This window comes from Pseudorhodoplanes sp., from assembly GCF_046289595.1.
Taxonomy (GTDB): Bacteria; Pseudomonadota; Alphaproteobacteria; order Rhizobiales; family Xanthobacteraceae; genus Pseudorhodoplanes.
On sequence record NZ_JBKBVB010000020.1, the window covers coordinates 33,866 to 47,077 of the forward strand.

Genomic DNA, 13,212 nt, shown 5'->3' on the forward strand with positions numbered 1-13,212 from the left:
ACCTTCTGGGAAAATCCCGCCAAGCGCGCGCCCTTCGGCGTCGTCAGTGAGACATGAGGACCGGCAAGGGTGGATTGGCGATGATGGACTTTGTCGCGCCGCCGAGGATGAAGTCGCGCAAGCGCGAGTGCCCGTAGGCTCCCATCACCAGGAGGTCGAGATCGCGGGCCGTTGCATAGTCCTCAAGAGACTGTCCGATCGTCCGTCCCGCGGCGTCCTGTTTTTCAAGCACGGCCTCGATGCCGTGGCAGGCCAGATGCTTTTTCAGCCAGTTGTCCGAACGTCTGGTGTCGATCTGCTTTTCCTGCGTAATGGTCACAACGCGGACGGACTTTGCGCGCCTTAGAATTGGCAGCGCATCGGCCAGAGCGCGTGCGGCCGGCCGGCTGAAATCCCAGGCTATTCCGACAGTGTCGAAGGTGGAGGGTCTGCGCCGCCCGGTGTCTTGCGGAATCACAATCACCGGGCGCCCGGAACCGAATACAACGCTCTCCGCAACATAATGCTGAAGCGCTGTGTGCTCAGCGAGCGGGATGATCGTTATGTCGTGCAACCTCGCATGCTCGGTTGCAACCATCGCGATCTGGGACGTCGCACAGGATTCGACGATCTGCTCATGCCGGACGCCGTGCATCGCCGCCACGTCGCCGAACACGTCGAGAATGGCTTGAACATTGGCTGCACTTTTCTGCCGCTCGGTTGCGACCATTCCGGGGATGTCGAGCAGCGCATTTGCAAGGGCATTACCGGCGCTCGGGATCGCGACCTTGAACGTCAGCGCCGAGATGCCCGCCCCCCAGGCCTCGGCCATCAGCACCGCCTGCTCGATCACGGCCGCCGATGTCGGCTCGGGATAGCTGCTCACCTGGAGCAGGACGTCCTTGAAGGACTCGCCGGTATCCGGGTCACGATGCGTCTGCGGCAGCGAAACCGCGCCGTCCCGTGCGATCTGGTCGAAATTATATGCCGTCATGTGTGAAACCGAGCGAATTGTCCTGACGTCCAGCCGGACTGCGATCTAGCCTTGCCCAATCATCAAAAAAAGCAGATAATTATGCAGGAAAAGATCGAAAAAATCTGCGAATACGAATGCCATGCTCAACTACAAGCAACTGCATTATTTCTGGCGGGTCGCGAAAACAGGCAGCATCGCGCGCGCCGCAGAGCAGTTGCGCCTGGCGCCGCAAACAATCAGCAGCCAGATCGGCACCCTTGAGCAAGCGCTCGGCACCGAGCTGTTCCGGCGTGCCGGACGGCGGCTGGAGCTGACCGCCGCAGGCGAATTGGCGGTTTCGTACGCCGACGAAATTTTCCAGATCGGGCGGGAATTGGAAGAAACCGTCCGGAACCGTCCAGCGCGGGGGGATATCCTGTTTCGCGTCGGGGTGGCGGATGTCGTGCCGAAGTCGATGGCCTATCATCTCCTGGCTCCGGCCTTGGGCAGCGCCGACCGCGTGCGCCTGATATGTCGCGAGGACAAGCTGGAACGGCTCTTCGCGGAGCTCGCGATCCACAAGATCGATCTCGTGATCGCCGACCGGCCGCTGCCTTCCCAGTTGGGCGTAAAAGGCTACAGTCATACGCTCGGACGCGCGCTGATCGCGTTCTATGCCGTGCGCAAGCTTGCCCAGACTTCCCGCAAGGGATTCCCGCAATCGTTGCACGGCGCACCCATGCTGCTCCCCGGCGATGGCGCGGCGATGCGCGGCGCCCTCACGCGATGGCTCGGCGAGCACCAGGTCGAGCCGCAAATCGTCGGAGAGTTCGACGACAGCGCCTTGATGAAGGCATTTGGCAAAGCTGGAACTGGCATTTTCCCGGCGCCGGTCATCTTGGCCGACGAGATCCGCAGCCAGTACGATGCCGAGATCATCGGCCGCGCCGACGGCGTGTTCGCAACGTATTTCGCAATTTCGGTCGAACGCAAACTCATGCACCCGGCTGTCGTTGCGATCAGCAACGCGGCAAAGTCGGAGCTGTTCATCGCCGACAACGCCACGGCCGGTTGACCGCCCAACGCTCCGATCGATGTCGCAAGTCTTTCGCGGTCAGCGATCCGGGGCCGCCGACTTGGCCAGTGCGATCGCTTCGCGCAGCACCTCGATATCGCCGATGTGATTGGCCAGGATCAGAACCAGCCGGGCATCGAGTGCGGCGGCGTCCTTCTCCGGCAGCCCTCGCCTCGCCTCGATCAGCGTGACAAAAGCTTCATCGGGCTCTGGAAAGCGCGAGGCGGTGGTCAGCGGCATGGTCGAGCCTCCATGGCAGGCACAGGGTTCCGGGTGCCGGAACTTTCAGGAGAAGCCGGCCGATGCAGAGAGTGCCGCACCGGGGAACCTACCGGCGCGTGCAGTGTTGTTTGCCACGCGCAGTCAATAAGGAAGGGCCACATGTCCGCCGTTGCCGTCCGATCCATGTTCCAATCTCACCCGGAGCAGCCGAGCCATGCCGACGCCCTCAGCGGCTGCATCGAGGCCTGTTTCGACTGCGTGGAAATCTGCACGGCCTGCGCCGATGCGTGCCTTGCGGAGAAACATGTCGACCGCATGATCGTGTGCATCCGGCTCAACCAGGATTGCGCGGCGGTTTGCGCCGCGACCGGAAGCATCCTGTCGCGCGCCAACAAGGTCGGGCACCGTCAGCTTCTGGAAGCCCAGCTCACGACCTGCATCGCGTTCGCGCGCGCCTGCGCCGTAGAATGCAAGCGTCATGCTGCCGCGCACAAACATTGCGAAGTATGCGCGAAAGCCTGTCAGCATTGCGTGGACGCCTGCACCGACATGCTGTCCTCGATGCGCATGCCAACCTAAGCCTCAGCGCGCCAGCGCGCGGTCGCGTGCGGCTGCGATCTTTTCCGCGGTTGGCCTGCGCCAGCGTGCGCAAAGATGCTGATCGGGGCGCAGCAGATAGCCGGTGCCGGGAACCGCATCGAAGCGCCGCGCAAAATCGCCCCGTGCATCGATAATATCCTGGCCGATCACCGTTGCTTTGATGCCGCCCGGCACGACCGGCACAGCACCGTCGTCCACGTACAGCAGTTCGAACCCGTCGGATAAAGTCTCGACAAGGTGGCAGGCGGTGCCGTCCGCCATCGTCATTGCGGCATCGATCGCCGGACCGCCGAGCTTCGCCGGCCCGCCGAAATCGTCCTCGTCCGGCGTCGATAGCGGCGTGTCGTAGATGCTGGCGACCGAGAGCCGTCCGGAATTCACCATGCGCCGCGCGAAGTCGGCATGCGGCGCAAGCGACAGCACGGCGTTGCGTAGCGTGCGTTCTGCCGGCGAGCGCGGCGCAATGAAATCGGTCGAACGCGTCGAGTGGGCGATATTCTCGTCGGCGGCCTGGATGCGTTCGTGATCGTAGCTGTCGATGAGGCGCTGGTCGGCCTCGCCGCGCAACACCGCAACCAGTTTCCAGGCGAGGTTTTCGGCATCCTCCACGCCCGAATTCGCACCGCGCGCGCCGAATGGCGAGACCTGATGCGCGGCATCGCCCACAAACACCACGCGGTCATGAACAAAGCGGTCGATGCGCCGGCAATTGAACCGGTAGATCGATACCCAGTCGACCTGAAAGTCGCGATCGCCCAGCATCTTGCGGATGCGAGGCGTATAGTTTTCCGGCTTCAGCTCGTCTTCGATATTGGCGTCAGGCCCGAGTTGCAGATCGACGCGCCAGGATTCGTCCGGCTGACGATGCATGAGCGCCGACTGGCCGGAATGAAACGGCGGATCGAACCAGAACCGCCGTTCCGTGGGGATGTCGTCGGCCGGCATGCGCAGATCGGCGATCAGGAATTTCTCCTCGAAGGTATGGCCCCTGAATTCGAGGCCGAGCAGATCGCGCATCGTCGAGCGCGCGCCGTCGGCCGCGATCGCCCATTGCGCGTCGAGTTTGTAGGGTCCGTCCGGCGTCTCGACCGTCAAGGTCACGCCGTCATTGCGCCGCGCGATGCCGCTGACGCGGTTACGCCAGCGAAGATCGATCTGCGGCAGTTCCTGGACGCGGTCGACCAGCGCCTTTTCGAGGTAATATTGCTGCAGGTTGATGAAGGCCGGCATCTTGTGGCCGTCCTCCGGCAAAAGGTCGAAGGAATAGACCAGCCGGTTGCCGAGAAACACCTTGCCAAGCTTCCAGGTCACGCCCATGGCGACCAGCTTCTCGCCCACCCCGAGCCGGTCGAGAATTTCGAGCGTGCGTTTGGAATAGCAAAGCCCGCGCGAGCCCTCGCCGATCCGGTCGGCATCGTCCAGCAACACCGAGGGCACGCCGCGCTGCGCCAGATCGATCGCCATCGAGAGGCCGACCGGGCCCGCGCCGACGATCACGACGCCATGCTGTGCCGGCTTTGCCGAATCCTGATCCGGCGAGCGCCGGTAGCCGAAATGAAACAGAGCCTTGCGTTCATTGGCCACGGCCCGTGCTCCCGTTTGTCTATCCCTGCAAGGCCGCCCACATCTCGCGGTCGCGCTCGGCGGTCCAGATCACCGGATGGTCGATGCCCTTGGCCTCGTCATAGGCGCGCGCGACATTGAACGGCATGCAATGTTCGTAGATCGCGTAGTCGGAGAATTTCGGGTCCATGGCCTCGCGCGCAGCCGCAAAGGCGTCCTTTAGCGACAGCCCCTTGGCCACGCTCTGCTGCGCCGAACCGTACAAGGTCGCCAGGAAGTCGCGGGTCCCCTCGATCCCGGCCCGCACCTTGTCGGGCGTGGCAAGCGCCGCGCCGCGTCCCGGCACCAGCGCATTGGCCTTGAATTCGCTGAGGCGGTCGAGCGTTTTCGGCCAATCGGAGAGATGCGCATCGCCGCAATAGCAGGCCGAGCGATATTCGACGAGATCGCCGGAGAAAACGACATTGGCGTCGGGCACCCAGGCGATCACGTCACCCGCAGTATGCCCGCGCCCGATATGCATGATCCGCACCTCGCGCTTGCCGAGCCACACCGACATCTGCCGCGGAAAGGTGATGGTCGGCCAGGTCAGGCCGGGAATGGATTCCACCGCGCGGAACAGCCGCGGGAAACGGCCGATCTCGGAATCCTTGTCCTGCTGGCCGCGCTCCACAATCAGCTCGCGGGTGGCGTCGGAGGCGAGGATCTCGGCGCCCGCATAAGCCGATGCGCCAAGCACGCGCACGGCATGATAATGACTGAGCAGCACATATTTGATCGGCTTGTCGGTGATCTTGCGCACCCGCTCGATCACTTCCAGCGCCATCACCGGAGTGGCCTGCGCGTCCACCACCATGACGCCGTCGTCGCCCACAATGATACCGGAATTCGGATCGCCCTCGGCGGTGAAGGCATAGAGATCGCGCCCGATCTCGTCGAATGAAATGGTCTTGTCGGCGGTATCGCCGGTCGAAGCAAATCCCTTGGCCATCCTGGTTCTTCCACCCTGTGCCGCGGTTATGCGGCCTTTTGTCAGATCGGCGGCGTATAGCGCACCACCTCCTGCTCGATCGCACCGAAGATCGAGCGGCCATCCGCATCGTTCATTTCGATCCGGACCCGATCGCCGTAGCGCAGGAACGGCGTCGACGGTTTGCCGTGGAGGATGGTTTCGACGGTGCGGATCTCTGCGATGCAGGAATAGCCGAGACCGCCCTCGGAGATCGGCTTGCCGGGACCGCCGCTTGCGTCGCGGTTTGACACCGTGCCGGCGCCGAGAATTGTGCCGGCTCCCAGAGGACGGGTCTTCGCCGCATGCGCGATCAGCGTCGGGAAGTCGAAGGTCATGTCGACCGCGCAGTTCGGCTTTCCGAAGGGCTGGCCGTTGATGAAGCTGAGCAGCGGCAGGTCGACCTTGGCGCCGTCCCACGCCTTGCCGAGTTCGTCAGGCGTCACCGCGACCGGCGTGAAGGCGGACGGCGGCTTCGATTGAACAAAGCCGAACCCCTTTGCGAGTTCCGGCGCAGTGATATTGCGCAGCGTGACATCGTTGACCAGCATGATCAGGCGGATCGCCTTTGCCGCCTGCGCGCGCGTGACACCCATCGGCACGTCGCCGAGGATCACCACCACCTCGGCTTCGAGATCGGCGCCGAAGGCTTCGTCCTCCAGCGGGATAGGATCGCGCGGCGCCATCACGATGTCGGAGATGCCCTGATACATCAATGGATCGGTCCAGAACGATCCGGGCACCTCGACGCCACGGGCCTTGCGCACCAGCGCGACGTGATTCACATAGGCGGAACCGTCGAGCCACTGATAGGCGCGCGGCAACGGAGACGCCGCCTTCGCCGGATCGAACGGCATATGCGCAATCCGGCCTGCCTCAAGCGCATCGGCAATCTCGGTGAGCCGCGGGATCACAGCATCCCAGTCATCGAGCGCAGCCTGCATGGTCGGCGCAACCGCCGATGCGTCGGCACAGCGCGACAGATCACGCGAAACGACGACAAGGCGGCCGTCCCGGCCACTCTTCAGGGAAGCAAGTTTCATGTCAGCGCGGCTCGCGGCGGTTCGGATCGAAATGCTTCTTCAGACCCTTCCAGCAGTCGGCGTAATCGTCCTGCCGTGAGGGAAGGTCGGCTGCATATTTCGTCACACGCTGGCGGAACCGTGTCTCGAACATGAAAGCGAGCGTGTTCGAGAGCTTCACCGGCTTCAGTTCGACATTGCTGGCATGCTCGAAGGCGTCGACGTCGGGTCCATGCGGCAGCATGGTGTTGTGCAGCGAGAAGCCGCCCGGCACGAAGCCTTCGGGTTTTGCGTCATACACGCCGTAAACCAGCCCCATGAATTCCGACATGATGTTGCGGTGATACCAGGGCGGCCGGAAGGTATTCTCGGCCACACCCCAGCGTTCGGGGAAGATCACGAAGTCGATATTGGCGGTGCCCGGCGTTTCCGACGGCGAGGTCATCACCGTGAAGATCGACGGATCGGGATGGTCGAACAGCACCGCGCCGACAGGCGAGAAATGCCGGAGATTGTATTTATAGGGCGCGTAATTGCCGTGCCACGCCACAACGTCGAGCGGCGAATGCGGCAATCTGGTTTCGAACAATTCGCCGCCCCACTTCACGGTGAGGATGCACGGCTCCTCGACATCCTCGAAGCAGGCGACCGGGGTGAGGAAGTCGCGCGGATTGGCGAGGCAGTTCGCGCCGATCGGGCCGCGGTCCGGCAGCGTGAAGGCGCCGCCGTAATTCTCGCAGACATAGGCGCGGGCCGGGCCGTCCACGAGTTCGACCCGGAAGATCACCCCGCGCGGGATCACGCAGATTTCGCCGGGCGCGATCTCGATCAGCCCGAACTCGGTGCGGAAGCGCAGATGGCCGTGCTGGGCGACGATCAGCATCTCGCCGTCGGCATTGAAGAAATGCTCGCGCACCATCGATTGGGTGACGAGCAGCACGTGGGCGGCCATGCCGCTCATCGACTCGCAATCGCCCGCAACGGTGATGGTGCGAAGGCCTGTGACGAAGGTGAGCTTTTCGTCCGGAATTGGCGTCGGGCTCCAGCGCATCTGTCCGAGCGAAAGGTCGGATTGCTCGCGCTCGGGCGCGGTGCGGATCAGACCGCGGTCGATCTTCGTGAAGCGGCCGGTATGGCGCACGGTCGGCCGGATCCGATAGAGCCAGGAGCGCTGATTGGTTGCCTGCGGCGCGGTGAAGGGTGAGCCGGACAATTGTTCGGCATACAGCCCGTAATTGACCTTCTGCGGCGAATTGCGCCCGATCGGCAAGGCGCCGGGCAAGGCCTCGGTCTCGAACGAATTGCCGAAGCCGGACATATACTCCGCCGCATCGACCAGCGGCGCGGTGCGAATGCGGTCGGTGACTGCTGCAGGGGAAGCCTGACGCTTGACCCGCGGCGCGGTGTCGATCTCGGCCATCACGTATCCTCCCTGAATGCGATCGCCGTTGGACGGGGACGGTCGGTTGTTATTTTTCAGTCGTCCAATAATAGTTTCATTCGTAACTATTGTCAATGATGCCGGCCTGTTCGTTGACCGGGCTTGAAACCGGCGCAATTACAGTCCATATCGACGCCATCGAGAGCCGATTCAGACTTTTCCGGGTCGCTCGCGGGCCGCGTGAACGAAAATCAGATTGCAGCGCTTGCACTTGTGGTGTCTGCAACGGCTTTCGGCCCGCCAACACCTTCCTCAAATCCGGCAGCCCTGACCACGCGGGATGTCCTTTGAATCCCGCGTTTGCGCGCGTGATCCATGGGATCCTGTCTATGGATCGTATCATGGACCGGCGCGGCATGCGCTGCATGAAAGACCGTATCATTGAACGCCTTTTTTGAACTGGGGCTCGCCGAGCCCATCACCCGCGCCCTCGTTGAGGAGCGCTACGAAACGCCCACCCCGATTCAGGCTCAGACCATTCCGCAGGTGCTTGCGGGACGCGACGTTGTCGGCATCGCGCAAACCGGCACCGGCAAGACCGCGGCCTTCGCGTTGCCGATCCTCAATCATCTTGCCAATAGCCGCGAGCGGCCGGAGCGCAGGAGCTGCCGCGTCCTCGTGCTCAGTCCGACCCGCGAATTGTCGGGTCAGATCATGGACAGCTTCAAGACCTATGGGCGCCACATGCGCGTCTCGGTGACGCTCGCCATCGGCGGCGTGCCGATCGGCAAGCAGATCAGAGCCATGGCCAATGGCGTCGATGTGCTGGTCGCAACGCCCGGGCGCCTGCTCGATCTGATGGGCGAGCGCGCCGTGACCCTCGACAAGGTGGAAATTCTGGTCCTCGACGAGGCCGACCGCATGCTCGACATGGGCTTCATCCATGACATCCGCCGCGTCGTCGCCAAATGCCCGGCACAGCGCCAGACCCTGTTCTTCTCCGCCACCATGGCGCGGGAGACCGAGGATCTCGGCCGCATGATGCTGCGCGATCCGGCCCGCGTCGCGGTCACGCCGCAGGCGTCGACCGCCGAGCGCGTATCGCAGCGCGTCGTGCATATCGACAAGTCCGGCAAGGCCAACCTTCTCGCCGATCTGCTGAGGAGCGAGCCCATCGACCGCGCCATCGTCTTCACCCGTACCAAGCACGGCGCCGACCGCGTGGTGCGCCAGCTCGGCCAGCAGGGTCTCGCCGCCGAGGCGATCCATGGCAACAAGTCGCAGGGCCAGCGCGAACGTGCGCTTGCCGCCTTCCGCAACGGCAAGATCAAGACCCTGATCGCGACCGACATCGCCGCACGCGGCATCGATGTCGACGGTGTCAGCCATGTCTTCAATTTCGACCTGCCGAACGTGCCGGAGAGCTATGTCCACCGCATCGGCCGCACCGCGCGCGCCGGCGCCGAGGGTGTTGCGATCTCGTTCTGCGACCGGGAGGAGCGCGCCTATTTACGCGATATCGAAAAACTGATCCGCATGACCTTGCCCGCGAGCGACGGACGCACCGGCGAGCCGGTCGAAGCGGCAGCGCAGCGTGCGGCGCGGTCCGGCAAGCCCGACAAGCGGCCGGCGCGCCCGAGCCGATCGCAAGGTCAAGCGGCGGAGAGCACACCGGACGAACGCAAGCCGCGCAACCGTGCCGGACAAAGACGCCGTCGGCGCGAACGCGAAGCACAGGCCGCGCAAGTGCATGGAAATCCGCAACCGAGCCGGCAGGACAGGTCACAGGAATCCCGTCAGGCTGCGCCGAAAGCCGATGGCGGAGCCGCCGACCTTGCGTTATCTTCCCTCGGATTCATGCAGGACCGCCGTCCCACGCCCCGCGACACGCGGCGCGACGCGCAGGCCCCGCGCTGACCGATCTTAGAAGGACCACTGGATGTCGAAAGAAGAGATGCTCGAATTCGACGGCACCGTGACCGAGGTGCTGCCGGACGGGAATTTCCGCGTGAAGCTCGACAACGATCACGAGATCCTCGCCTATACGGCCGGCAAGATGCGCAAGTTCCGAATCCGCACCGGTGTCGGCGACCGGGTGATCGTGGAGATGTCGCCCTACGATCTGTCGCGCGGGCGCATCAGCTTCCGGCATCGCGGCAACGCCATGGCGGCGCCGCCGACCCGGCGTCAGACCTTCGTGCGCAAACGCTGAGGCGTCGGCTCACCCGCGCCGCCTGACCATGACGGCACGCGTCAGATCGTCGAACGGATATTGATACGGTCGCGCCTTCAGCGCCGTCTCCGTTGCAGCGTAGAAGCGATCGGCCAGCGCATCGGCGCCGGCCTTTCCGTATCCGAACAGGCCCTGGCCCAGGCCGGTTTCGCTGAAGGCGCGCGTGAAGGCGGTGTCGCTCCGCGCGAAGGCCGCAACGGTGCCGGCTTTGTCAATGGATATCGCGCTGCCGTTGCGCCCCTTGCCAACTTGCGCCATGGTCGTTCCGTTGTGCTTCGGCTGCCGGGTAACGAAGACTGCGACCATGACGACCCAGACCAAGGGATCAGCCGCGGGCGAAAAGCGGTCAGGCCGCGACGCAACGCTGCGGCTCGACGACTTCCTGCCCTATCAGCTCAATGTCGCATCCAGCCTCGTGTCGCAGGCGCTGTCCCGCCTCTACGCCGAACGCTACGGCATCGGCGTGCCGGAATGGCGGGTACTGGTCACGCTCGGCGAATTCGAATCCATGACCGGCAAGGCGATCGGCGAGCACACCCATATGCACAAGACCAAGGTGTCGCGTGCGGTGGCGCTTCTTGAAAAGCGCCAGTTGATTGTGCGGCGCGTCAACCGGTCGGACTTGCGGGAATCGTTTCTGTCGCTGACGCCGGAAGGCCGGGCGATCTACGACGATCTGGCCCCGGGCGCCACCGCCTTTGCCCGCCACCTGAGCGAGGCGATTGACCCGGCCGACCGGGAGGCCTTTACCCGCGGGCTCAAACGCCTGATCGAACAGGCGGGCCCGCTGGCGGCTCAAGCGCCCGACGACCCGGACCGCTAATCAGACCATTGGCGCATGCGAGCCATTGCCCGGCCGGGGCTGGACAAGCCGTGCGGCTTGGCGTTTGGTCGGCTCATCGTTGAGCCTCGGGCGCTCGCAAACGGGACAGCCCGGAAGCCAGACGTCTGCAACAACGGACAATGTCGAGGGGACGCCTTCCGTGACACTGTACGGCTATTTCCGTTCATCCGCGGCCTATCGGGTCCGCATCGCGCTCAATCTGAAGGATCAGCCCTATGAAACGGTGTCGATCCATCTGACGCGGGACGGCGGCCGGCACAAGACCCCGGAATACCGCGCGGTCAATCCGCAGATGCGCGTGCCGGCGCTGACGCTGTCTGGCGGCGACACGCTGATCCAGTCGCTCGCGATCATCGAATATCTGGAAGAGGTCTATCCGGAACCGGCGCTCCTGCCGGTCGATGCGCTCGAACGCGCGCATGTGCGCGCGATTTGCGACATCATCGCCTGCGACATCCATCCGCTCAACAATCTCGTCACCCTCAACGCGCTGAAGACGCTCGGTCACGACCAGGCGACCGTCGATGACTGGTACCGCTCCTGGGTGATCGCCGGCTTCGAGGCGATCGAGCCGCTGCTCAAGCCGGGACCTTACGCCTTCGGATCGCGCGTCAGCATGGCCGACGTGTTCCTGGTGCCGCAGGTCTTCAACGCCCGCCGGTTCAAGACGCCGCTCGACGCATTCCCGAACATCGTGGCGGTAGACGCCGCATGTGCGAAACTTCCCGCCTTCGACAAGGCGCGCCCAGAAAACCAGCCGGACGCCGAATAGGCGCCCTCCTCCCGCGCAGCATCGAGCAAGCCCAACGTGCAGTCCCAGAACATCCTGCGCGTCGTTCTGTGGATGACCGGCACCTTGCTGTCATTCTCGGTCATGGCGGTGTCGATCCGGCTGCTCGCGGGCACGTTGTCGGTCTTCGAAATTCTCACGGTGCGCAGCTTCGGCGCGCTGTTGATCCTGTTCTCGCTGCTTGCGCTCAATCCGGGGCTCCGGCCCGCCGCGCGGACCAAGCGCATCCCCATGCATTTCTTCCGCTCGGCAATTCATTTCGCCGGGCAATATAGCTGGGCGACCGCGCTCACCTTGCTGCCATTCGCAACGGTATTCGCACTGGAATTCACGCTGCCGGTCTGGGTGCTGATTCTGGCGGTCGCGGTGCTCGGCGAAAAGCTCACCTCTGGCCGCATCGTGGTGATCGTGCTCGGTTTTATCGGGTGTCTCGTGATCCTGCGGCCCGGGCTGATCGCCTTCCAGCCGGCCTCGATCCTGGTGCTGCTGTGTTCGTTCTTCTATGCGGTCTTCAACGTCGCGACCAAGCAGATGACCGCAACCGAGACCACCTTCGGCATCGTGTTCTGGATGAACCTGCTGCAATTTCCGCTTGCCGCGGCGGGCAGCGACCCGCTCTTTGTGACGCGGTTGGAGCCGTGGCAATTCGCCCCGATCGCGGGCGTCGGCGTTGCCGGCCTCTCGGCCCATTATTGTATGGCACGGGCCTTCCGCTACGGCGATGCGAGTCTTGTGATCCCGCTCGACTTCCTGCGGGTGCCGCTGATCGCGCTGGTCGGCTGGCTGTTTTTCGGCGAATCCGTGGACGCGCTGGTCTTTGTCGGCGCCGGGATCATCCTTGCCGGAATCCTGTGGAACCTGCGCCTGGAGGCCCGGGATGCGAAGATGGTCGCCCTGCCGGAGGACGAAGGCACCCCCGAGCGTTCCTGAGGGTTTTTTGCCACATCGGATGTTTTGCACGCCACCGCGCGCTTTGCGCGTGCTTCCGCCATTTGATAACCATGGCTCCGCCGCATTCCCGATGCACAGGGCGTTCGATCTCGCGGGGAGCACATGACACGAATCGGCCGTATCGGGAATCTTGCGGCGCTGGCGCTTGCCGGCGGCATCGGCTCGGCTCTAGCCCAACAACCGCTCCCGCCGCCTGCCTACCCGCCATCCGGGGTGACGATCAGCGCCCGCGAGCAGGTCTGCCAGCGGCTGGAGGCGCAACTCGCCTCCATCGGCGGTGGCGGCGATGCCGCGCGCGCCGAGCAGATCCGCCGGATCGAGGACCGGATCGGCCGGCAGCAGGCTGAGCTCGACCGCACCCAGGCGCAGGCGCGCCGGCAGGGTTGCGAGGCGTCCGGCTTCCTGCAGCTGTTCGGCGGGCTCAACCGGTCGGAGAAATGTGCGCCCCTGAACAACCAGATTCAGAAAATCCGCGCGGATCTCGCACGCGCGCAGGGCGACCTGCAGCAATTGCAGGGCGGTTCGGGCATGGAGCGCGACGGCCAGCGCCGCGCCGTGCTGAACGCGCTCGCGCAGAACGATTGCGGT

At 64.2% G+C, this 13,212-nt stretch carries 14 protein-coding genes and 1 pseudogene; 7 read left to right on the plus strand and 8 right to left on the minus strand.

The window, feature by feature from the left end; genetic code table 11:
* Positions 1 to 43 precede the first annotated feature (43 nt).
* A complete protein-coding gene (locus ACK41X_RS06645; RefSeq protein WP_409720514.1) occupies positions 44 to 973 on the minus strand; it encodes a universal stress protein in 930 nt (309 codons plus the stop codon).
* 121 nt (positions 974 to 1,094) lie between these two features.
* On the opposite strand from ACK41X_RS06645, the gene nhaR reads away from it, so the two are divergent.
* Positions 1,095 to 2,009 carry a transcriptional activator NhaR gene (nhaR, locus tag ACK41X_RS06650; protein ID WP_409720516.1) on the plus strand — a complete coding sequence of 305 codons (915 nt, stop codon included), beginning with the start codon at positions 1,095 to 1,097 and terminating at the stop codon, positions 2,007 to 2,009.
* Positions 2,010 to 2,048: 39 nt separating this feature from the next.
* On the opposite strand, the gene ACK41X_RS06655 is transcribed toward nhaR, so the two are convergent.
* From ACK41X_RS06655 to hmgA, 6 genes are all read right to left on the minus strand, one after another.
* A complete protein-coding gene (locus ACK41X_RS06655; RefSeq protein ID WP_409720518.1) occupies positions 2,049 to 2,249 on the minus strand; it encodes a DUF2783 domain-containing protein in 201 nt (66 codons plus the stop codon).
* 123 nt (positions 2,250 to 2,372) lie between these two features.
* Positions 2,373 to 2,759 carry a hypothetical protein gene (locus ACK41X_RS06660; protein WP_409720520.1) on the minus strand — a complete coding sequence of 129 codons (387 nt, stop codon included), beginning with the start codon at positions 2,757 to 2,759 and terminating at the stop codon, positions 2,373 to 2,375.
* A 54-nt stretch (positions 2,760 to 2,813) separates the two neighbouring features.
* Entirely contained in the window at positions 2,814 to 4,415 is a 1,602-nt protein-coding gene (locus ACK41X_RS06665; protein WP_409720522.1) for an FAD-dependent oxidoreductase, read from the minus strand.
* Between the two features lie 19 nt (positions 4,416 to 4,434).
* Positions 4,435 to 5,385 (minus strand): MBL fold metallo-hydrolase, encoded by a 951-nt coding sequence (locus ACK41X_RS06670; RefSeq protein ID WP_409720524.1) that lies wholly within the window; start codon positions 5,383 to 5,385, stop codon positions 4,435 to 4,437.
* 41 nt (positions 5,386 to 5,426) lie between these two features.
* Entirely contained in the window at positions 5,427 to 6,446 is a 1,020-nt protein-coding gene (locus tag ACK41X_RS06675; RefSeq protein ID WP_409720525.1) for a fumarylacetoacetate hydrolase family protein, read from the minus strand.
* A 1-nt stretch (position 6,447) separates the two neighbouring features.
* Positions 6,448 to 7,743 carry a homogentisate 1,2-dioxygenase gene (gene hmgA, locus ACK41X_RS06680; protein WP_409720539.1) on the minus strand — a complete coding sequence of 432 codons (1,296 nt, stop codon included), beginning with the start codon at positions 7,741 to 7,743 and terminating at the stop codon, positions 6,448 to 6,450.
* Between the two features lie 504 nt (positions 7,744 to 8,247).
* Here hmgA and ACK41X_RS06685 point away from each other — a divergent pair.
* A complete protein-coding gene (locus ACK41X_RS06685; RefSeq protein WP_409720527.1) occupies positions 8,248 to 9,723 on the plus strand; it encodes a DEAD/DEAH box helicase in 1,476 nt (491 codons plus the stop codon).
* A 22-nt stretch (positions 9,724 to 9,745) separates the two neighbouring features.
* Positions 9,746 to 10,018, plus strand: coding sequence for a translation initiation factor IF-1 (gene infA, locus ACK41X_RS06690; RefSeq protein WP_325710017.1), 273 nt, complete (start codon positions 9,746 to 9,748; stop codon positions 10,016 to 10,018).
* Between the two features lie 9 nt (positions 10,019 to 10,027).
* Here infA and ACK41X_RS06695 read toward each other — a convergent pair whose 3' ends face one another.
* Positions 10,028 to 10,297 carry a hypothetical protein gene (locus tag ACK41X_RS06695; protein ID WP_409720529.1) on the minus strand — a complete coding sequence of 90 codons (270 nt, stop codon included), beginning with the start codon at positions 10,295 to 10,297 and terminating at the stop codon, positions 10,028 to 10,030.
* A 46-nt stretch (positions 10,298 to 10,343) separates the two neighbouring features.
* On the opposite strand from ACK41X_RS06695, the gene ACK41X_RS06700 reads away from it, so the two are divergent.
* The 4 genes and pseudogenes from ACK41X_RS06700 to ACK41X_RS06715 all read left to right on the plus strand — a co-directional run.
* Positions 10,344 to 10,862 carry a MarR family winged helix-turn-helix transcriptional regulator gene (locus tag ACK41X_RS06700; protein WP_409720531.1) on the plus strand — a complete coding sequence of 173 codons (519 nt, stop codon included), beginning with the start codon at positions 10,344 to 10,346 and terminating at the stop codon, positions 10,860 to 10,862.
* A 160-nt stretch (positions 10,863 to 11,022) separates the two neighbouring features.
* Positions 11,023 to 11,655, plus strand: a complete 633-nt coding sequence (maiA, locus tag ACK41X_RS06705) for a maleylacetoacetate isomerase (RefSeq protein WP_409720533.1) — start codon at positions 11,023 to 11,025, stop codon at positions 11,653 to 11,655.
* 36 nt (positions 11,656 to 11,691) lie between these two features.
* The gene (locus tag ACK41X_RS06710) at positions 11,692 to 12,603 is read left to right on the plus strand and encodes a DMT family transporter (protein ID WP_409720535.1); all 912 of its coding nucleotides are present in this window, start codon (positions 11,692 to 11,694) and stop codon (positions 12,601 to 12,603) included.
* A 123-nt stretch (positions 12,604 to 12,726) separates the two neighbouring features.
* Positions 12,727 to 13,212 (plus strand): annotated as a pseudogene (locus ACK41X_RS06715) (hypothetical protein); the annotation flags it as partial.